General features: G+C 42.1%; 21 protein-coding genes and 1 other RNA gene. 18 read left to right on the forward strand and 4 right to left on the reverse strand.

The genetic code is table 11. The features are described from left to right. The first annotated feature begins 27 nt into the window (after nucleotides 1–27). The 5 genes from rnz (at nucleotide 28) to ENLAB_RS00390 (ending at nucleotide 5178) form a co-directional block, all read left to right on the forward strand. The gene (rnz, locus tag ENLAB_RS00370) at nucleotides 28–984 is read left to right on the forward strand and encodes a ribonuclease Z (protein ID WP_081118695.1); all 957 of its coding nucleotides are present in this window, start codon (nucleotides 28–30) and stop codon (nucleotides 982–984) included. After that, nucleotides 968–1756 (forward strand): SDR family NAD(P)-dependent oxidoreductase, encoded by a 789-nt coding sequence (locus ENLAB_RS00375; protein ID WP_086292417.1) that lies wholly within the window; start codon nucleotides 968–970, stop codon nucleotides 1754–1756. Before rnz ends, ENLAB_RS00375 begins: the two co-directional genes overlap by 17 nt. Before the next feature lie 12 nt (nucleotides 1757–1768). Further along, nucleotides 1769–2206: a lipopolysaccharide assembly protein LapA domain-containing protein gene (locus tag ENLAB_RS00380; RefSeq protein ID WP_005226169.1), complete on the forward strand. Its 438-nt coding sequence runs from the start codon at nucleotides 1769–1771 to the stop codon at nucleotides 2204–2206. A 147-nt stretch (nucleotides 2207–2353) separates the two neighbouring features. Beyond that, nucleotides 2354–4654, forward strand: coding sequence for a single-stranded-DNA-specific exonuclease RecJ (gene recJ / locus ENLAB_RS00385; RefSeq protein ID WP_244352122.1), 2301 nt, complete (start codon nucleotides 2354–2356; stop codon nucleotides 4652–4654). An 11-nt stretch (nucleotides 4655–4665) separates the two neighbouring features. Beyond that, nucleotides 4666–5178, forward strand: coding sequence for an adenine phosphoribosyltransferase (locus ENLAB_RS00390; protein ID WP_005226167.1), 513 nt, complete (start codon nucleotides 4666–4668; stop codon nucleotides 5176–5178). An 82-nt stretch (nucleotides 5179–5260) separates the two neighbouring features. Here ENLAB_RS00390 and ENLAB_RS00395 read toward each other — a convergent pair whose 3' ends face one another. Both ENLAB_RS00395 and lexA read right to left on the reverse strand, forming a co-directional pair. Further along, a complete protein-coding gene (locus tag ENLAB_RS00395) occupies nucleotides 5261–5473 on the reverse strand; it encodes a hypothetical protein (RefSeq protein WP_005236082.1) in 213 nt (70 codons plus the stop codon). Nucleotides 5474–5601: 128 nt separating this feature from the next. Further along, nucleotides 5602–6222 carry a transcriptional repressor LexA gene (lexA, locus tag ENLAB_RS00400; protein WP_005226165.1) on the reverse strand — a complete coding sequence of 207 codons (621 nt, stop codon included), beginning with the start codon at nucleotides 6220–6222 and terminating at the stop codon, nucleotides 5602–5604. 136 nt (nucleotides 6223–6358) lie between these two features. Between lexA and ENLAB_RS00405 the strand changes: the two genes are divergently transcribed. From ENLAB_RS00405 to nth, 8 genes are all read left to right on the forward strand, one after another. Further along, nucleotides 6359–6598 carry a DUF896 family protein gene (locus tag ENLAB_RS00405; protein ID WP_081118692.1) on the forward strand — a complete coding sequence of 80 codons (240 nt, stop codon included), beginning with the start codon at nucleotides 6359–6361 and terminating at the stop codon, nucleotides 6596–6598. 100 nt (nucleotides 6599–6698) lie between these two features. Continuing rightward, complete coding sequence (gene tkt, locus ENLAB_RS00410) at nucleotides 6699–8696, forward strand: transketolase (protein WP_244352124.1); 1998 nt, start codon at nucleotides 6699–6701, stop codon at nucleotides 8694–8696. Between the two features lie 370 nt (nucleotides 8697–9066). Further along, entirely contained in the window at nucleotides 9067–9936 is an 870-nt protein-coding gene (locus ENLAB_RS00415) for a glucosaminidase domain-containing protein (protein ID WP_081118690.1), read from the forward strand. A gap of 200 nt (nucleotides 9937–10136) precedes the next feature. Beyond that, nucleotides 10137–11066: a cysteine synthase A gene (gene cysK / locus ENLAB_RS00420; RefSeq protein ID WP_081118689.1), complete on the forward strand. Its 930-nt coding sequence runs from the start codon at nucleotides 10137–10139 to the stop codon at nucleotides 11064–11066. A 166-nt stretch (nucleotides 11067–11232) separates the two neighbouring features. Beyond that, entirely contained in the window at nucleotides 11233–11673 is a 441-nt protein-coding gene (locus ENLAB_RS00425) for a Fur family transcriptional regulator (RefSeq protein ID WP_077453419.1), read from the forward strand. Next, the gene (locus ENLAB_RS00430) at nucleotides 11670–12056 is read left to right on the forward strand and encodes a RidA family protein (protein WP_077453418.1); all 387 of its coding nucleotides are present in this window, start codon (nucleotides 11670–11672) and stop codon (nucleotides 12054–12056) included. Before ENLAB_RS00425 ends, ENLAB_RS00430 begins: the two co-directional genes overlap by 4 nt. 111 nt (nucleotides 12057–12167) lie before the next feature. Then, complete coding sequence (locus tag ENLAB_RS00435) at nucleotides 12168–12869, forward strand: DnaD domain protein (protein ID WP_077453417.1); 702 nt, start codon at nucleotides 12168–12170, stop codon at nucleotides 12867–12869. A 24-nt stretch (nucleotides 12870–12893) separates the two neighbouring features. Further along, complete coding sequence (nth, locus tag ENLAB_RS00440; protein WP_077453416.1) at nucleotides 12894–13550, forward strand: endonuclease III; 657 nt, start codon at nucleotides 12894–12896, stop codon at nucleotides 13548–13550. 408 nt (nucleotides 13551–13958) lie between these two features. Here the strand turns inward: nth and ENLAB_RS00445 are convergent, their stop codons facing one another. Together ENLAB_RS00445 and recU are read right to left on the reverse strand one after the other, a co-directional pair. Next, nucleotides 13959–16280, reverse strand: a complete 2322-nt coding sequence (locus tag ENLAB_RS00445) for a PBP1A family penicillin-binding protein (RefSeq protein WP_369522123.1) — start codon at nucleotides 16278–16280, stop codon at nucleotides 13959–13961. Further along, nucleotides 16270–16908: a Holliday junction resolvase RecU gene (gene recU / locus ENLAB_RS00450; RefSeq protein WP_077453414.1), complete on the reverse strand. Its 639-nt coding sequence runs from the start codon at nucleotides 16906–16908 to the stop codon at nucleotides 16270–16272. The genes ENLAB_RS00445 and recU overlap by 11 nt, the downstream gene beginning before the upstream one ends. Before the next feature lie 70 nt (nucleotides 16909–16978). Between recU and ENLAB_RS00455 the strand changes: the two genes are divergently transcribed. The 5 genes from ENLAB_RS00455 to ENLAB_RS00475 all read left to right on the forward strand — a co-directional run bounded on the left by ENLAB_RS00455 (nucleotide 16979) and on the right by ENLAB_RS00475 (nucleotide 21132). Then, nucleotides 16979–17524, forward strand: a complete 546-nt coding sequence (locus ENLAB_RS00455; RefSeq protein ID WP_244353403.1) for an SLOG family protein — start codon at nucleotides 16979–16981, stop codon at nucleotides 17522–17524. Between the two features lie 71 nt (nucleotides 17525–17595). Next, nucleotides 17596–18006: a cell division regulator GpsB gene (gpsB, locus tag ENLAB_RS00460; RefSeq protein WP_005226142.1), complete on the forward strand. Its 411-nt coding sequence runs from the start codon at nucleotides 17596–17598 to the stop codon at nucleotides 18004–18006. Nucleotides 18007–18025: 19 nt separating this feature from the next. Further along, nucleotides 18026–18391, forward strand: an RNA gene (gene rnpB, locus ENLAB_RS00465) — RNase P RNA component class B. A 66-nt stretch (nucleotides 18392–18457) separates the two neighbouring features. Then, entirely contained in the window at nucleotides 18458–19621 is a 1164-nt protein-coding gene (locus tag ENLAB_RS00470) for a THUMP domain-containing class I SAM-dependent RNA methyltransferase (protein ID WP_077453413.1), read from the forward strand. After that, nucleotides 19618–21132 carry a carboxypeptidase M32 gene (locus tag ENLAB_RS00475; protein ID WP_244352128.1) on the forward strand — a complete coding sequence of 505 codons (1515 nt, stop codon included), beginning with the start codon at nucleotides 19618–19620 and terminating at the stop codon, nucleotides 21130–21132. The genes ENLAB_RS00470 and ENLAB_RS00475 overlap by 4 nt, the downstream gene beginning before the upstream one ends. Nucleotides 21133–21135 lie beyond the last annotated feature (3 nt).

The raw sequence follows: 21135 nt of genomic DNA on the forward strand, positions 1-21135 counted from the left end.
TGGGAAGAGATGAAAGGAAAGAAGCTTATGGAATTAGAATTTTTAGGAACAGGTGCGGGAGTGCCTGCAAAACATCGAAACGTGACCAGCATTGCGTTACGACTCTTAGATGAACGGAATGCCGTTTGGCTTTTTGATTGTGGCGAAGGAACCCAAATGCAGATTTTGCATTCTACAATTCGACCACGAAAGATTGAAAAAATCTTTATCACTCATCTTCATGGTGACCATATCTATGGGTTGCCGGGATTGATCAGCAGCCGCTCCTTTCAAGGGGGCGACACGCCTCTAGAGATTTATGGCCCAAAGGGAATCAAAGCATACATTCAAACCGTTTTGCGGATTTCCCAGACGAAAGTCAGCTATCCATTGCATTTTTTCGAGATTGAAGAAGAAGGGATTCTTTTTAAAGATCAGCAATTTGAGGTATCTTGTCTGCCCCTTGATCACGGCATTGATAGTTTTGGCTATCGTATTGTTGAAGCAAGCCATCAAGGGGAATTGCAAGTGCAAGCATTGCTTGAACTTGGTCTGAAACCTGGTCCCGTCTTCGGACGTTTGAAAAAAGGTGAAGTAGTTACCCTCGACGATGGACGTCAAATCAATGGGGCTGATTTCTTAGGTCAAGCGAAAAAGGGTCGGATCTTGGCAATATTAGGTGATACGCGTAAATGTCAAAACGCCGTGCTTTTAGCGAAAGATGCGGATGTGTTAGTGCATGAAAGTACCTTCAACAAAGAAGAAGCCAAGCTGGCTCGCGCTTATTTTCATTCGACGACACGCCAAGCTGCTGAAGTGGCCCAAGAAGCTCACGCCAAGCGTTTGCTATTGACCCATATCAGCGCGCGCTATGTTGGCAAAGATATTACAAATTTAGTAAATGAAGCAAAAGAAGTATTTCCGAATACGTTGATCGTCAAAGATTTTGATGTTGTCGAGATCCCTTTTGCCGGAGAGGAAGAATCAGATGAACTTGGAGAATAAAGTTGTCGTTGTAACAGGTGGTTCTGCCGGACTTGGCGAACAAATCTGTTATGAAGCCGCAAAACGCGGTGCGATCGTTGTGACTTGTGCTCGCAGAACAAATTTGATTGGGAAAGTCAAAGAACAATGCATGGAATTAAGCGGCAAAGAAGCTTATGCGTTTCAATTGGACGTAGCAAATCCTGAAAGCGTGGCGCGCTTATTAGAAAAAATTAGTGAGAAAGTCGGAAAGATCGATGTCTTTGTCAATAATGCCGGCTACGGGATCTTTCAAGAATTTACCGAGATGGATCCTGCGGTCATCCGTAATATGTTTGAAGTCAATGTGCTTGGGATGATGGTTTTGACTCAGCAAGTTGCGATTCAAATGGCTGAACAAAAGCATGGTCATATCATAAATGTTGCTTCAATCGCGGGTAAAATCGCTACGCCGAAGACAGCAGTCTACTCTGCAACGAAATTTGCTGTACTTGGTTTTTCTAACGCATTACGTTTAGAACTAAAACCACTGGGAATCAACGTAACAACAGTCAATCCAGGGCCGATCGAAACGGCATTCTTTGACCAAGCAGATCCTAGCGGTAGTTACTTATCATCGGTGGGTAGCCTTGTCCTTGAACCAAACAAATTGGCACAAACGATCGTCAAAGCCATGATTCATCCAAAACGAGAAATCAATCGCCCACATATTTTAGGGGCGGCTGCAAAACTTTATACACTGTTCCCTGCAATTGGGGATTATATGGCAGGAACGATGTTCAACAAAAAATAGGAGTTGAAACCCATGAAAAATCAATGGCGTGTTATTGTTGGTATTTTACTGATTTTAGTGATCGTTTTATTTGCGGTTGCAAACAATATGACTGTTCCGATCAATTTTGGCTTCACAACGATTCAATCGCCATTGATCTTAGTCATTATTGGTTCTGCTTTGTTAGGCGCATTGATTTTGTTGCTGGTTTCCACAAGCGCAATGTTCCGTCAAAAAAAAGAACTAAAACAATTGAGAAAAGAGCTCTCGGATTATCGCTCGAATAACGAGAAAGTTCTGCAAGAACAACGAGAAGCCTTGGAACGAGAATATACCAACAAGCAGGCGGAGTTAGCAGCTAGGCAGCAGCAACTCGACGATCAAGAAGCGCAACTTTCATCCCGTGCAGCAGGTGCCTCAACGCCGCCAACGATCGATGAAGAAATGAAGTCTTTTGAATCGCAAGCCTAGAATACATGAGCGTAATGAAGAAAAGAGTTTGCAGGTGCATCATTCGCTGCAAGCTCTTTTTTGTGATATGAAAAAATAAATTGTTTCTTTCGTTGTTTTTCCTTTTTGCATAAACTTTGCTATAATATCCTAGTTAGGAGTGATTTGGTGAAACGTGCAAATTTTCATTGGGTGCGTCCGCAAGATAGCGAAGCTACCCCTGAATTTAAAGAATTGATCCAAGCAAGAAAGATTCCTGAGCGGATCGGCGCATTGCTATGGCAAAGAAATATTCGAACAGCAGAAGCGCTAGACGCTTTTTTATCCACTGATTTGCAATACCTTCATGATCCGTTTCTCTTTCATGATATGGATAAAGCCGTGGAACGAATCCATGAAGCCATTTTAAATGGTGAGCAGATCTTGATTTATGGCGACTATGATGCAGATGGGATTACGAGCACCACCGTATTAAAAGAAACGCTGGAGCTGCTGGGGGCTGAGGCTGAGTATTATCTGCCCAACCGTTTTACAGATGGCTATGGTCCCAATATAACTGTCTATCAAGAAAAAATTGCCGCAGGGACACAATTGATCATCACTGTTGACAACGGAGTGTCTGGACATGAGGCGATTGCTTATGCTCAAGGACAAGGCGTCGATGTGATCGTGACGGATCACCACGAACTTCCTGTAGAACTCCCAGAAGCCTTTGCTATCGTTCATCCTCGTCATCCTGAAGGAAATTATCCGTTTGGTGATTTGGCAGGAGTCGGTGTCGCATTTAAAGTGGCGTGCGCCTTATTAGAAGAAGTGCCCGTCGAACTGCTTGATCTTGTTGCAATTGGGACGATTGCTGATATGGTTTCTTTGACAGATGAGAATCGACTACTAGTCAGCAATGGCCTGAAAATGATCCAACAAACTGATCGGCTTGGTTTGAATGAGTTGCTGAAGATCAGTGGATTGAAAAAACGAACAGTCAATGAAACCGACATTGGTTTCGCTATTGGCCCGCGCCTTAATGCGATCGGCCGCTTGGAAGACCCAAATCCTGCTGTTCGTTTGTTAACCACATTTGATGAAGAAGAAGCAGTAACCTTAGCCAAGACATTAGATACGATCAATCAGCAGCGAAAAACTTTCGTTGAAGAAATCATGAAAGAAGCGCAAGAAAAAATCGACCCTGCCAATCATGTTCATCTAGTCGTAGGTGATGACTGGCACGAAGGGGTTTTAGGAATCGTAGCCGGACGAATCATGCAAAGTACCGGACAACCTGTGATCGTTTTGACCAAAAAAGAAAATGGCTTAGCAAAAGGATCAGGAAGAAGTATTGCTGCGTTGAATCTGTTTGAAATGTTGACCACGATGAAAGACATGTTTACTAGTTTTGGCGGCCATCATGCAGCAGTTGGCTTAAGTATCCCCATCGATCATTTAGATATGCTACAAGCCCAAATGAATCGCTATGTGGAAGAAAATGGAATTGATCTTAGCCAAGGGATCCCCTTGACAATTGATGAAGAACTGCCATTGACAGAAGTATCGATCAATTTTATTGAATCTTTAAACGTTTTAGCGCCTTTTGGCACGGATAATCCGTTACCGAAATTTCTGTTTTCCAATCTGTCGACTCAAAATGCTCGCCAGATTGGTACTGAAAACCAACACTTGAAGTTAGTGATGACAGATGAGTCCAATACACAGCTAGATGTGATTGGGTTTGGTTTTGGAAAAGACTTAGTAGAGTTTGAAAATGATCGACTTTCGATCGTCGGTCAGCTTTCAATCAATGAATGGAATGGCAACAAAAAACCGCAGTTGATGTTGGATGATTTTGCTGTGGAAGGTCTGCAGTTGTTTGATTATCGTTCGAAAAGGAGTCGGCAAGGTGTCTCTCTGGGAAATCAAACAGTAGGGGTCGTTTTCAATAAGAAAATTCCTCGAGAGCTACAAGGGTTTTGTGGACAAACGATCTTATTCGACTCAGTGGCTAACTTGAGAGACACGTTTCATGAAGCTCAATTTCAAGAAATCGCCTTTTTAGATTGTCCTACTGATCCTGCAGTGATCAAAGAAATCATCCAAACGCTTCATGCTTCAAGAATTGCGTTTGTGTTTTACTCGACCGAAGATGCTTATTTAGATGGGGTAGGCACCAGAGAGCAATATGGTCGGCTTTTTCAATTGATCAAGCAACAACCTCGTTTGGATATTCGCTACAAATTAAGGATGGTTGCTGACTATCTAAAAATTCCAGAAAAATTACTTATTTTCATGATTCAGGTGTTTTCTGAGCTGGAATTTGTTACAATACAAGATGGTGTTTTGAATAAAACGGCTGATCCTGTTTCTCGTCCGCTGACAGAGAGTCATTTGTATCAGCAACGACAAAAAATGATCAAAACAGAAGAATTTTTATTAATGAGTGATTTATCAACCCTGCGTCAGTGGTTGACAGTCTAGGAGGAAAAAAAATGGATTTAAAAGAGTATATTGCTAGTATTCCGGATTATCCCCAAGAGGGAATTATTTTTCGGGACATCTCGCCGTTAATGGCTGATGGAGAAGCGTATCGTTATGCGACACAGCAGATCGTTGAGTATGCACAAGAAAAAGGCATCGATATGGTGGTAGGACCAGAAGCCCGCGGATTTATCGTTGGTTGTCCAGTTGCGTACCAGTTAGGTGTCGGCTTTGCTCCAGTACGTAAAAAAGGCAAATTGCCACGAGAAACCATTGAAGCAGAGTATGAAAAAGAGTATGGTGTGGATGTTTTGACGTTGCATGCCGATGCTATCAAACCAGGACAACGTGTCTTGATCTGTGACGATCTACTAGCAACTGGCGGAACGATCAAAGCAACAATTGAACTCGTAGAAAAATTAGGCGGTATCGTTGTTGGCTGCGCCTTTTTGATCGAACTAATGGATTTACATGGAAGAGATAAAATCCAAGGTGTCGAAATTAAGACGTTAATGGAATACTAAAAAAGCAGAAACAAAAAAGGACTCGCTGGAGTCTTTTTTTGTTTCTGCTGCCTTATGGGCGTATGCGTATGTAGGGGAAGGATCATGGTTCATACCGATAAAAATCATGATCGTGATAATAATGGCGGTTACGTTTGCGCTCTGCTTGGCGGAATTTCTTTTCATCCCATAGCATGAACCAAAGCATCATTAGAGGACAAAAAATCAGAACAGCACTTAGAACGCCAAAATAGCCAATAACGATACCCATCAATAATACCCACAACATAAAACCAAATCGACGAACTGCTTTCATCTCATTCACTCCTTAAATAATACGAACTTATGTTTGTATACCTATTATACGAATGTTTGTTCGGTTTGTAAAGAGGAAAGAAAAAAATCTTCGCAAGTACGAAGATTTCCTAGGTAGGCCGATTAGAATCAAAGCAGATGGCGATACAAACCAACAACTAATCCTAAAATCGTTACGTCAGGCAAAATGATGGGCTCTAAATAATCATTTTCTGGCTGTAATCGAATGTAATTCTTTTCTTTATAGAATCGTTTGCAAGTAGCTTCATCTTCATCTGTCATAGCGATCACGATATCACCATTTTGCGCACTTTGTTGTTTGCGAACGATCACTTGATCGCCGTCAAGGATGCCAGCATTAATCATACTTTCTCCTCGGATCGTCAACATAAACAAACTGCCGGTACTATTTGCTAAATCTGGCGGAATCGGAAAGAAATCGGATGCATCTTCCACTGCTAAAATCGGTTCTCCCGCAGTTACGACACCAAGCATCGGAATGGATGCTGGTTGAACATCGATTTTTTCAAGACCGGAAGCAGTTAATTCAATGGCTCTGGGTTTTGTAGGATCTCGTAAGATCAACCCTTTTTTTTCAAGTCGGGACAAATGGCCATGAACAGTTGAGGTAGAAGATAACTGAACGGCTTCGCCAATTTCGCGAACAGTCGGCGGATAGCCTTTTTCAGTGACACGGGTATGAATGAACTTAAGAATTTCGATTTGTCGATTTTCTGTTCGTTTTGCCAAAACTGACACCTTCTTTCATTTGATAACATTAGTGTACCATAGGTATATCGAATATTCAAACAAATGTTCGCTTTTTGCGCTATTGTTTTTATTCGCTAGTTTGTAGTAAAATCAAGAGGGAAAAGGAGGAACGAATATGCTATCTCAAGAAAAATTAGCTCGAATCAATGAACTTGCCAACAAGAAAAAAACAGAAGGATTGACCGAGGCAGAAACGAACGAACAAAAAGTTCTACGTGAAGAGTATTTAACCGCCTTTCGTGGAGGAATGCGTCACCATATCGAAGGAATGAAAATCGTTGATCCTGAAGGTTCTGATGTGACACCAGAAAAATTGAAAGAGATTCAGAAGAAAAAAGGTCTCCACGGCAGATAATTGTGAATTCCTTTTCATTGCTATTGAAATAAGTATCTGAATCACGTATAATAAGAGATGTAATAAAGGTAAAAAAAACCTAAATTAGGAGGAACTACCATTGTTTGATAAAATCGATCAATTAGGAGTGAACACCCTTCGTACATTAAGTATCGAAGCCGTACAAAAAGCCAATTCAGGACATCCAGGATTACCGATGGGGGCAGCACCCATGGCCTATGCCTTGTGGACGAAACACTTGAAAGTCAATCCAACGACTTCTCGCAACTGGGTGGATCGTGACCGCTTTGTTTTGTCTGCTGGACATGGTTCGGCGCTATTGTACAGCTTGTTGCACGTGTCTGGTTACGATGTGACCATTGAGGATCTAAAAAACTTCCGTCAATGGGATAGCCGCACGCCAGGACATCCAGAAGTCGATCACACAGACGGCGTGGAAGCAACCACTGGACCTTTAGGACAAGGGATCGCTATGGCAGTCGGTATGGCGATGGCCGAAGCCCACTTGGCTGCAACCTACAATCGCGACAAGTATCAAGTCATTGATCACTATACTTACGCTTTATGTGGCGATGGGGACTTGATGGAAGGTGTTTCGCAAGAAGCTGCATCCATGGCGGGTCACATGAAATTAGACAAACTGATCGTCTTGTACGATTCAAATGACATCTCCCTAGATGGTCCGACCTCAAAAGCCTTTACAGAAAATGTCGGTGCGCGTTTTGAAGCGTATGGCTGGCAACACATTCTCGTTGAAGACGGCAATGATTTAGAAGCGATCTCGAAAGCGATCGACGAAGCAAAAGCTGAAAGCGACAAACCAACCTTGATCGAAATCAAGACTGTGATCGGATACGGTGCGCCAAATCAAGGCACCTCTGCCGTCCATGGTGCGCCGATCGGTGCCGAAGGCATTTCAGCAGCCAAAGCGATTTATGGCTGGGAATACCCAGAATTTACTGTACCTGACGAAGTTGCTGCGCGCTTCAAAGAAACCATGATCGATGAAGGGCAAAAAGCTGAAGCAGCTTGGAACGAAACCTTCCGTGCCTATGAAGCAGCCTATCCAGAACTTGCGGCGCAATTCAAAAAAGCCTTTGCAGGTGAATTGCCAGCAGATTGGGATGCAGCATTACCAAGCTACGAAGTTGGCAGCTCACAAGCTAGCCGGGTATCCAGCAAAGAGATGATCCAAGCGTTGTCCAAAGCCGTACCTAGCTTATGGGGCGGATCGGCTGACCTTTCTGGTTCCAACAACACGATGGTAGCAGCAGAAAAAGACTTTGAACCTGGCCAATACGAGGGCCGCAACATTTGGTTTGGTGTCCGAGAATTTGCGATGGCGGCAGCGATGAACGGGATCCAATTGCATGGCGGTACGCGAATCTATGGTGGAACCTTCTTCGTCTTCGTTGATTACTTGCGTCCAGCGGTGCGCTTGTCTGCGATCCAGCATGCGCCTGTGATCTATGTCTTGACGCATGACTCCGTGGCGGTTGGAGAAGATGGACCGACCCACGAGCCGATCGAACAATTAGCTAGCGTCCGTTGCATGCCAAATGTCCAAGTGATTCGTCCAGCAGACGGCAATGAAACCCGTGCTGCTTGGAAACTGGCCATGACAACAACCGATAAGCCAACGGTCTTAGTCTTAAGTCGACAAAACCTACCAGTGATCGAAGGCACGCAAACTGGTGCGGATGAAAATGTCGCAAAAGGTGGCTATGTGATTTCAAAACAAGCCGGTGAAACACCAGCGGGTATTTTGATCGCCACAGGTTCAGAAGTGAATCTTGCGGTCCAAGCACAAGCTAAATTGGCAGAAGAAGGCATCGATGTATCGGTGGTCTCCTTACCAAGCTTTGATCTGTTTGAAGCCCAAAGCTCAGAATACAAAGAAAGTGTCTTGCCAAAAGCAGTGAAGAAACGGGTAGCGATCGAAGCGGCTTCCCCATTTGGTTGGGAACGTTACACTGGCTGCCATGGAAAAGTGATCGCGATCGATCATTTCGGTGCATCAGCACCTGGTGACAAGGTATTAGCAGAATTCGGCTTCAGTGTTGAGAATGTCGTGAATACCTTCAAATCGATCAACTAATTGGTCGATACAAAGAAAAAGCTGCACGTTCGAGAATCTTTTCGATTTTCGAACGTGTTTTTTTTCGAGTTATTATCACTCTGAAAGTGCCAGAGTGATGGATGTAGATTAGCAGTGGCTAAGATTTTGAAAAAAAGGTTTCATAGCAAGATACAAAGTTTTTGAATACGAAGAGGAAAGCAACAGGATAAAAGCAAATAGTTTTTTAAAAAACTCGGCGATGGATCGGAAAATGAGGAGGGGGACTGAAAAGTTTTTTTAAAGTTTTTTTAGCGATCGAAAAGGAGACATTGTTTGCATAGCTGAAAGTTTTTCCGTATAATAGTTTTATTGATTTATTTGAAAAAACGTACACTTAGTGGAGGGTAAAATGAAAAGCTATCAAACTAGAAGCGAAAGACATCATCAACCAAAGAAGTCGAGTAAAAAACCTAGCAAGAAGGCGGTCGTTTCACTAATGAGCGCCGGAATGATGTTAGCTCCAACGGCGATCTCTTTCGTTCCTCAACAAGTACAAGCTGCTGAGAACCAATATGCGACGCAAGACATCTCAGGTTTCATCGAGCAAATTGGCTGGTCAGCACAAGATGTTGCTGCCAACAATGATCTGTATGCTTCTGTGATGATCGCTCAAGCAATTTTAGAAAGCGGCTATGGTTCTTCCGCATTATCCAATGCACCTTATTACAATTTGTTTGGGGTCAAAGGCAGCTACAACGGTCAAAGTGTGTATATGCCTACCCAAGAGTATTTGAATGGTCAGTGGGTAGAAATGAATGAACCGTTTCGTCAATATAACTCTTATTGGGAATCGTTTCAGGATCATGCGAACGTCTTGCGAAGTACAAGTTTTGCGACAGGGACTGCCCATTACAGTGGTGTCTGGAAAAGCCAAACCACCTCATTTTATGATGCGACAAATTATTTGACGGGGCGCTATGCTACCGATCCAGGTTACGCACAAAAACTGAACTGGTTGATCGAAACCTATCAGCTTACACGGTTCGATACAGGAACGACACAAAGTACAGCATGGTCAAACACAACGAGCACAACGACCAGCGAAACAACGACGACCACGTATTCAGGTAGTACATCTTCAGCTCAGAGCTATCAAGTTGCTTCTGGGGATACGCTTTGGGATATCGCCAATCGATTTGGCACAACCGTTGATGCGTTGATGGCATCGAATGGATTATCCAGTGAGACAATCGTCATCGGACAAGAGTTGATCGTATAAGTATATTAAAAACCTTAGGATGGGTTGCTACAACTGCAGCTAATCTTAAGGTTTTTTTGTCGTGACAATCAAACTCTAGTCAGTGGAAAAAGACCAAAGTAGAAAACTATAAGAAAAAAAATTTGAAATTGCTTACTTTTTATTCGCAACTCCGAGGTATTTTAGGTAGAATGGAAGAATAAGAACGGGAGGGATTTTCAATGACAAAAATCTATCAATCGGTCAATGAATTAGTTGGTCATACGCCAATCGTCAAATTAAATCATATCGTAGAAGAAGGTTCTGCTGATGTGTATGTGAAATTAGAGTTTTTCAATCCTGGGGGTAGCGTAAAGGACAGAATTGCTTTAGCCATGATTGAAAAAGCTGAAAAAAGTGGCTTATTGAAAGCTGGCGATACGATTATCGAGCCAACCTCAGGAAATACAGGGATTGGTTTAGCCATGATCGGTACGGCAAAAGGCTATCGCGTTGTGTTGGTTATGCCAGAAACGATGAGTATCGAAAGACGCAAAATCGTACAAGCTTATGGCGCAGAGTTGATTTTGACCCCTGGATCTGAAGGGATCACAGGATCCATCAATAAAGCAAAAGAATTAGCAGAGCAAGACGGCTACTATATGCCATTACAATTTGAAAATCCGGCTAACCCAGAAATTCATGAAAAAACGACAGGTAAAGAAATTGAGGATGCGTTTGAATCAAAAGGTTTAGATGCTTTTGTCGCTGGGATCGGCACTGGTGGAACGATCACTGGAGCGGGTAAAGAACTGAAGCGCGTCTATCCCAATTTGAAAATAGTTGGTGTTGAGCCTGCCGAATCTGCGATTTTAGAAGGTGGCAAGCCAGGACCGCATAAGATTCAAGGGATCGGTACTGGATTTGTCCCTAAAGTATTAGACACCGAAATCTATGACCAAGTCATTGCAATTGCTAGTGAAGATGCGATGAAAACTGCACGCGAAGTTGGAATGAAAGAAGGAATCTTAGTAGGTATCTCTTCAGGAGCTGCGATCCAAGCTGCTTTACAAGTGGCAAAAGAACTAGGTTCCGGGAAAAAAGTCTTAGCAATCGTGCCCGACAATGGCGAACGCTATCTGTCCACAGCGCTCTATCAGTTTGAAGACTAACAAGAAGGAGAAAGCAGACATTGGATTGTCTGCTTTTCTTTCTCAAAAGGGGCATAAAGACGGGCTGAAAAAAGCGCTATACCTTAGAAAAAAACAAGGAAAGCTGTTTGAATTTTTGGGTTTTACATAGTATGATAGGAAAGATAAGAGAAATGGAGGAACTCCTGTGAGTACGATCTACGATGAAGCGATCAAACGATTAAAACATGAGAATATTCGTATTACACCGCAGCGAGTAGCGATATTAGAATTTTTGGCCAGTCACGATGCTCATCCAACTGCTGAAGAGATTTATCGGGCGATTGAAGTTCATTTTCCTGGTATTAGTGTCGCAACGGTCTACAATAATTTACGTTTATTCACAGAAATTGGCTTTGTAAAAGAAATGAATTATGGAGATGCCTCCAGTCGATTTGATTTTACAACTGAGCCTCATTATCATGCTATCTGCCAACAGTGTGGAAAGATCGCTGATTTTTACTATCCAGGGCTTGAAGATGTCGAAATGGCTGCTTCAAAACTAACTGGGTATCAAATAAATAACCATCGATTAGAAGTTTATGGTCTATGTCCAGAGTGCCAAGCGAAAGAGGAGGAAACAAAATGAAAATAATCGCTACTGATCAAGCGCCACAAGCAATCGGTCCTTACGTTCAAGCAAAAATCGCAAACGGCTTCTTGTTTGCTTCTGGTCAAGTGCCGTTAGATCCTGTTTCAGGGGAAGTTGTCGGCACGACGATTGAGGTTCAAACACAGCAAGTACTAAAAAATATTGAAGCGATTCTTGAAGCGGCAGAACTGACACCAAATGATATTGTAAAGACTACCTGTTTCTTAAAAAATATGAATGACTTCGTTCCTTTTAACAATACGTATAGTACGTTATTCAATGAAGAGTTACCGGCACGTTCTGCTGTAGAAGTTGCTCGCTTGCCAAAAGATGTTTTGGTTGAAGTTGAAATCATCGCGGCAGTGAAAGAAAAAGCGTAACCAACAAGGAATCGTGGGACGTCCGCATTTGCGTCGTCCCCTTTTTATTGGATTGATCCTGAACGAAAGGATCATAGGGTTTCAGGTGAATCAAGGAGAAGAGGATGCAGTATGGTTTCGTTAAAGGAATATTTAGCAAAAGGGCAAACAACAATTTCAAATTTGCTTTTAGAGAATTACCATCATCTGGGATTGACGAATGATGAATTTTTGTTATGGCTGCAGTTGTATCGGAGTCATGAGCAAGGAAATGATTTTCCCGATTTACGTGAGATTGCCTCTGTGATGGGCAGTGATCAAAAAGAAATTTATCATTGGTTAAATCAATTGCTAAAAAAAGATGTAGTGCGGATGGAGTCAAAAAAAGATACTGCTGGGAAAATGGTTGATTATTATGATTTTACAGGGATTTATGAGCGTCTAGAATTTCTCTTAAAACAGCAATCAAAAAATGAAAAAGCAGAATCAAATGAGGAAAAAATTCGTGGGTTATATCGTTTGTTTGAAGGAGAGTTCGGTCGGCCGTTGTCAGCGATCGAATACCAGCGGATCGGGCAGTGGTTGGATGAGGACCACTACGATCCGGAACTGATTCAGTTTGCTTTGCGAGAAGCGGTTTTGAATCAGGCTTATAGCTTGAATTACATCGATCGTATCTTACTTTCGTGGGAACGTAAGAATATTACGTCGAAAGCGCAAGTTGAGGAAGAACAAAAAAGAAGAAAAAAACAATTTCTTCAAAATGAGAATGCTTCACAGGAAGAAGGACCAATGCCCAAAATCCCTATGCATAATTGGTTAGAAGGAGAGTAACAGACAAGGAGTTCAAATAGTCCTATGATCAGTAAAGAAAAAACAATGTCCGCTATCGAAACAATGTATGAGATGTTTCCCGAAGCGCATGGCGAATTGGTATCTAAAAATGCGTTTGAATTATTGATAGCAGTCATCTTAAGTGCGCAAGCAACAGATGTCTCGGTAAATAAAGTCACCCCTGCGCTTTTTGAGGCCTATCCCACACCGCAAGCATTGAGCGAAGCACCTTTAGAAGACGTGATTGCAAAAATCAAGTCGATCGGTTTATATCGAAACAAGGCAAAAAATATCAAGGCTTGTGCTTCAGAATTGCTATTGCGTTTTGGTGGGGAAGTGCCAAAAACGAGAGAGGATTTGGTTTCGTTACCAGGTGTCGGTAGAAAAACTGCAAACGTGGTTTTAGGTGATGCTTATGGCATACCGGCAATTGCTGTTGATACTCACGTCGAACGGGTATCAAAAAGATTACGTATCTGTAAATTAGACGCCAATGTATTAGAAGTTGAACAAACGCTGATGAAAAAGATTCCCGAACCATTGTGGGTCAAAACCCACCATACAATGATTTTTTTCGGCCGCTATCATTGCACTGCAAGGGCACCAAAGTGTGAGATTTGCCCGTTGCTGGCGATGTGTCAAGAAGGGAAGCTCCGGATGAAGGGAAAAAAAACTATCTAAAAAGTACGCAAAATAAACTAGTTATGATTAAAAACGTTAGGCAATTTTGCTTAGCGTTTTTACTTGCTAAAAAAGAACAAATGAACAGAGTGCAGCGGAGTCTTAGTCTTTGCTAGAAGAAAAGCAAACCGAGTGATTCAAGAGGCAAAGATCAGACCAGAACAGATGATTCTTAAGACCAAAATGCGAATCGAGGGGATTCATGATCATTCCAAAGAGAGTTTATTAAGTCAACAAGGCGAAAGAAAATGTGATTGGTTTGTTTGATGAAATGCACAAGCAGGTCTATCAGTTATCTGATAAGAGATTATTTTTTAAGAGCTTGAAAAGTAAGCTTCTTTTTTCATGGTAGTGATTCAAAAAAAACAGTAGATCAAACGTTGATCTACTGTTTTTCGCTATTCACAGTTATTCGGAATTGCCATCGTTTGGCTCTGGCGGATCCGGCGGTGAGGAAGGATTTTCTTCACTGCTGGAAGGTGTTGTTGAGCCAGGGTCCTGACTAGAAGCAGGAGGTGTAACGACCGATGATGAATCATCCTCATCCGGTGTCGATACTGGTGGTGTCACTTCACTTGAGGACTCGGTTGAACTAGATTCGGTTGACTCACTGCTTTCTGTAGAAGATGTCGAAGGTTCAACATAGGAACTACTGCTAGAAGAACTTGGTGCCGAATAGGTCGGCTGGGTATAAGTTCCTTCAAGATAAAGTTCATTTCCGATCCGTGTCAGACCATCTGGCATTGTCCAGTCTTTGTTTTCTACAGAAGCAGAAACATATTGCATCAATTCTCGATAAACATCAGAAGCCACATGGGTACTACTATCAGTGATAGGTGTCATTTTGTCGTTGTATCCGGTCCAAACCGCCAATGAGTAGGAGGGAGTATAGCCGGCAAAAGTAATATCAGGGTAGGCACCATTCGATGTATCAAGTTGTGCTAGCTGGTCATCGGTGTAATTGGAAGTTCCCGTTTTCCCTGCTTGGTACAAACCATCGATTTGCGCGTTGGTTCCAGTACCGACGGAGATAACATCTTTCAAGATATCTGTCACCATATAAGCAGTGGTATCATCCATTGCTTCTTGACCATCAACTTTAAAGGATTCTTCATCTTCTGTGCCATCTTGCATGACGATTTTATTGACATACTGAGGTTCATAATAGGTGCCACCATTTGAAAACGCAGCATAAGCAGCGGCCATTTTCAGGCTGGAGATTCCATATTTTGTGCCATCTAATTTATCCGTATTGCTGGAAATCGCATTAGATTGAGTGATCGTGTGGTATTCGATACCTAGACCGCTAAGAAAGTCTGCGATATTATCCGCACCAACTTCATCAAACAATTTCACTGCTGGTACATTTCTAGATTCTGCTAAAGCAGTTCGCAGCGTGATGTTGCCCATATATTGGCGATCCCAGTTGTACACAGGGATATCGGTTCCTTTGTAAGTATAAGGTTCATCTAAAATCATTCTACCGGTAGAGTCTTGTAAAAATTGGAAGGCAGGGCCGTAGTCTGTGATCGGTTTAACGGTCGATCCAAAGTCCCGAGCGACGTTGACAGCCAGATTGTTTGCGAGAACATCATCAACGTTGCGGGCACCGATTTGAGCCGTGACTTTGCCCGTATTGACATCAACTAAGGTAGCGGCAACTTGCATCTTGTCGTCTGGATAATTAACATAGTCATCGCTGTTGACGATATCATATAACCGTTTTTGTGCATCGATATCGACATTGGTGTAAATATCTAAACCATCTGTATAAACATCTTTGCCGGTTTTTTCTTTAACTTCTGCGATCACTTCGTTGAAGTAATTATCAAAGTATTTCCACTCTTGATTTTCTCGTGGGTTTTTCTGCAAGCCTTCTTGAATATCCTCGGCAACGGCGGCATCATATTCTGCTTGCGTGATTTTCTCGTTTTCAAGCATTGCGCCCAAAACCACATCTCGACGACTTTTCGCATTATCAGGATGAGCGAAAGGGTCAAAAGCAGAAGGGGCATTTGGTAAACCAGCTATTAAGGCAGTTTGGGCAAGGTCTAGTTCAGCCAAAGGTTTGCCGTAAAACTTCATGGCGGCTGTTTGCATTCCATAAACCCCGTTGGACATATACACCTTATTAATATAGTAAGTCAAAATTTCCTGCTTTGATTTCATTTGTTCAAGACGAACCGCCATCCATGCTTCTTGTGCTTTTCTACGTAATGTTTGGTCTTCAGCGCTGGTAGAAAAGAAGGACAGCTTGATCAATTGCTGGGTCAAGGTACTTCCGCCTTGCATACCGCCGGTTGTGGCATTGGATAATGCAGAACCAACGATCCGGATCGGATCGACCCCGATATGCTGATAGAACCGACGATCTTCGACAGAGACGATCGCGTCTTCTAGCAGTTGGGGGATCTCACTCGCCGTGATTTTTTCTCTCGTTTCACTTCCGAATTCAGTGATCAATTCACCGTTGGAGGCATAAAAACGTGAAGAAACAGTCGAATCCAAACGTGTTTCATCAAGTGCTGGCGCATCTTTGGCATACCACCAAAACAGCCCCATTCCTGATAAAATTCCGATACAGCCTAAGAAAAATAGGCCTATAAACACTTTTAAAATAATACTCCCAATCCTTCGTTTGCCTTTGGCTTTAGGGGGCTTTGATGCTTTTTTAGCAGTACCTTTCTTAGAATCATGCCGAGAGGTTCTCGATTGTGATTCATTTGCCATACTCATCATTCTCCTTCATCGTTAAAAATTGATCAACTGCTTTTAAATAAGGAATACGCGGCGCAATGGTAGGGATGATTTCGATCCCATTGGTTTCGATATAGGTCAACGTCATTGATTTTTTTCCGGTTTCCTTTTGCAGGTGCCACTGAGAAACTAAGCACTTGCTATCTAAGAAAAAGCAGCGTTGTAGACTAGAAAACCATAAAAGAACAAAACATAATCCTGCTTGTTCCAAACAGTCTTCCATATGCTTGATTTGGTGTGGATGAAAATTTTTAAAGGGAAATGACGTTTTGTTTTGAGTCTCTTTCGCTTCAAAGTCGATATATTGCCCTTGATAAACACCGTTGTAATCGGTGGTAGAGGCCTCTCGAAAGTAGGCTTCCTTAATTACTGCGGCGCTTCTTCTCGGATAATCTACCTTGACGATTTGAACTGGTGTCGGTTTCTTATGAATGACCGCAAGTTTACGATTTAAATAATAAAGGTTGCTTTCATTGATCGCTTCTTCAAAACGCATCCCACGATTGGCATACGTTTTTGGCTTTATTAGTTTTTCTTGCATTTTTTGTTTTTTGCCGTCATCATAGGTAGTAGATTGTCCATTCGGGTAACGAATAACCATGTTGTTCACACTCCTAGGCAACATTATACCAAAAAGTCGTTTGGAAAGAAAAGAGATGACCAGAGAAACAATGAAAACCTTATACTTTACTGGCTATCGTAATTATGAATTAGGTGTTTTTCAAGCAAAAGATCCCAAGATTGCAGTTATTAGGAAAGTAATAATGTCGGCCTTGACAAATTATTTGGAAGAAGGCTTGGAGTGGGTCTTGATCAGCGGAAATCTTGGGGCAGAGCTATGGTGCGCAGAAGTCACAGAACAATTGAAACAAACATACCCCGAACTGAAACTAGGAATCATTTTTCCCTTTGAAGGATTTGGTGAAAATTGGAACGAAACAAATCAGCAGGCACTGCAAACAGCGAAGTCATTTGCCGATTATGTCAATGCCACCAGCCATAAGCCTTACCAAGATCCTAGTCAATTAAGAAATCACACCGCGTTTTTGCTTGAACATACCGAAGGTGCGCTCGTGTTATATGATGATGAATTTCCAGGAAAACCTAATTATTTCTTAAGAGATGCCAAAGCCTATAGTGAGCAAAATCCCTACTTTATTCATCAAATAACAATGGATGATTTACAAAACGCAACATTTGATAGTAATTTACTTTGATTTTCGTGTATTTTTTGTTAGAATGGTCTAGAAAGTGAAAACCATTTGGAATAAACAATGAGGTGTAAATAATGGCAAATTTAATTTATAGTCCAAAAGATATTCTGCAACAAGAATTCAAAACAAAAATGCGTGGATACGATCCAGTGGAAGTGGACGAGTTTTTAGATAATATCATTAAAGACTACGAAAGCTACAATAAAGAGATCTTAGCCCTGCAAGAAGAAAATGATCGTCTGACAGCGAAAATCGATCAATTGTCGAAAAACCAAGCAATCGCTTCTCGTGTTCAACAAGAAGCACCGAAAAGCCAAACAGTCACAAACTTTGATATTTTAAAACGTTTGTCGAATCTTGAAAAAGAAGTTTTTGGCAAAAAGCTTGATCGTGAATCAGAACCTGTCACTCGTTCTTCTTCATACAACAGCAATTATACAAATGCTGATTTTGAAGATGATAACGAAAAAACCCGTCAATTCTAATTTAGCAAAGATAGTTGTGGTTTTCGGGTAATTGCGGCATAACTCGATTATGCTGAGGAAAGTCCATGCTCGCACAAGCTGAGACGCTTGTAGTGTTCGTGCCTAGCGAAACCATAAGCTAGGGTACTTGAGAAAGTAACGGCAGGAAAAATGGCTAAGGTGCAAGCTATGCCAAAGTATCCTTGAAAGTGCCACAGTGACGAAGCAAGCCGGGAAACCGTCTTGGTGGAACGCGGTAAACCCCTCGAGCGAGCAACCCAAACAATGGTAGGGGCACTTTTTGCACGGAAATGAACGGAGCAAGAAGGCAAGTAATTGCAGATAGATAATTACCCAGTGTTTTCTTCTCCCTGAGGAAAATACGGACAAAACATGGCTTATAGAAAATCACAACCTATCAGGGAATCCTTCCAGCAACGGAAGGTTTTTTTATATCAAGAAGGAGAGCGTTATGACTGAAAAAACATTTAATTGTATTGCCACCGCTGCGAGCGGTTTAGAAGCACTTGTGGGCAAAGAATTACGGGATTTAGGGATCGAGTGTGAGGTTGAAAACGGCCGAGCGCGCTTTAAAGGGACAATGGAGACCATTGCTACCGCGAATTTGTGGCTCCGTACAGCAGATCGGATCAAAATCGTCGTCGGAGAATTTGACGTATTGACTTTCGATCAGCTGTTTGAAGAAGTTAAAGCGTTACCGTGGGAAGACTTTTTACCTTTAGATGCTGAATTCCCAGTAGCCGGAAAGTCAATCAAATCAAAACTGTTTAGTGTGCCTGATTGTCAAGCGATTACCAAAAAAGCAATCGTCAATCGCTTAAGAGAAGTATATCATCGTCCGGCAAGTGTGCCGCTGACTGAAACGGGCGCTTTTTTCCAATTAGAAGTCGCTTTATTGAAAGACCATGCAATGATCACATTGGATACGACCGGTCCTAGTTTGTTTAAACGTGGCTATCGTTTAGAAAAAGGGGGCGCGCCTCTGAAAGAAAACATGGCCGCGGCTTTAGTGATGTTGACAAATTGGTATAAAGATAAGCCTTTTGTCGATCCTGTTTGCGGATCAGGGACCTTATGTATTGAAGCAGCTTTGATCGGCCATAATATCGCCCCTGGATTTAATCGGGAATTCGTATGTGAAACGTGGGATTGGTTCCCAGCAGAAGTCTTTGAAAAAGTACGAAAAGAAGCAGATGAAGCGGCAGACTATGATGTCGAATTGGATATTACTGGCTCAGATATCAATGGTCGAATGATTGAGATCGCCCGCCGAAATGCAGAAGAAATCGGTCTAGGAGACTCGATCACCTTCAAACAACAAGCCGTTAAGGACTTTAAAACAGAAAAAGAATATGGTGTCGTTGTGGCTAACCCTCCTTATGGTGAACGCTTAGGGGAAGAAGAATCTGTTCAACGATTGTATCAAGAAATGGGCCAAGTGTTTCGGCCCCTTAAAACATGGAGCAAGTACTTTTTAACTAGTGATTTGACCTTCGAGACGCATTATGGTGAGAAAGCAACGAAAAAACGCAAATTATACAACGGTGCGATTCGTACCGATCTCTTCCAATACTGGGGACAACGTCCGCCACGCAAAAAGGAGTCTGCTGAATGAAAGAACAAGAATTTCTGAAAGAATTAAAAGAAATCGATCTATTACAACAAGCAATGGGGATCCTAGGCTGGGATAACCAAACGGGGATGCCAGAAAAAGCCAGTGATTACCGGGCGGAAGTTGACAGCTATTTATATGGTCTCTATTTTGACAAAAAAGTTGGGGAACCAATCCAAGAAGCGATCAGCTATTTTGGAAAGCACCCAGAAGAATTATCTGAAGTAGGGAAAGCGGCGTATCAATTAGTCAAAGAAGAGTATGAATTGCAAAAAGATGTGCCCAATGAGTTAGCGATGGCCGCTTCAGCAGCTACGTCAAAAGCACATACTGCTTGGTTGAAAGCCCGCAAAGAAAAAGATTTTTCTTTATTTAAAGACGCACTTTCTGAAAACATTCGCTTGACGAAAGAATTGATTCCTTATTGGAAAAAAAATGAGCGAACGAATTACGATGTGCTGTTAAACCAATACGAGCCGAATATGACGGTTGAGATCTTGGATAATGTTTTCTCGCAAGTGAGAGACGGCATCATGGATATTCGTCGTCAATTGGCTGAAAAAGGAACAGCGCCAGATACTTCGATCCTCTCACGTAAGATGACCGAAGCGCAACAACGCAAATTTATCTCAAAAGTGATTGCCGACTTAGGCTATGACTTTTCTCGTGGTCGTTTGGATAATACGGTCCATCCATTTGCCACTGGGATCAACCACAACGATGTGCGCTTGACCACTCGTTGGAGTGAAAACGACTTTTCAATGGGACTGTTCGGTGTGATTCATGAAGCCGGTCATGGAATGTATGAGCAAAACATTGACGAAAAATACGAAGGAACACCGGTCCATGAAGGGGCGTCAATGGGGATCCACGAATCCCAATCGCTGTTTAATGAGATCATTATCGGCAGCAACCGCAATTTTTGGGCAAAGCAATACCCGTTTTTCCAAGAATGTGCGGAAGGCACGTTTAATGATGTGTCTTTTGACACTTTCTATGACTCTTTAAAACACTCAAAAGCTAGCTTGATCCGTATTGAAGCTGACAGTTTGACCTACGTGATCCATATCATTATTCGTTACGAGATCGAAAAAATGATCTTTAACGAAACCGTATCGATCGATGAACTACCGAAAATCTGGAATGACAAATACGAGGAATATTTAGGAATTCGTCCAGAAAATGACCTTGAAGGGATCCTACAAGATGTTCATTGGTCAGGTTCAAGCTTCGGGTATTTCCCATCCTATGCTCTAGGGTATATGTATGCCGCGCAATTACTCCATGCCATGGAAAAAGAAGTCAATGTCGATGAAGTCTTGGCTTCAGATGATTATTCACCGATTCGTAAATGGTTGACTGAAAATATTCATCAATATGGCGCATCAAAGAAACCAAATGAATTGATTTTAGATGCAACGGATGAATTATTGAATCCTCAATACCTATTAGACTATTTACGTAAGATCTATTTTAGTGTCTATAAAATCAGCGAGACGCAAGATTTCGCTTAAAAG

It is taken from the genome of Enterococcus innesii (assembly GCF_022846515.1).
GTDB classification, from domain to species: domain Bacteria; phylum Bacillota; class Bacilli; order Lactobacillales; family Enterococcaceae; genus Enterococcus_D; species Enterococcus_D innesii.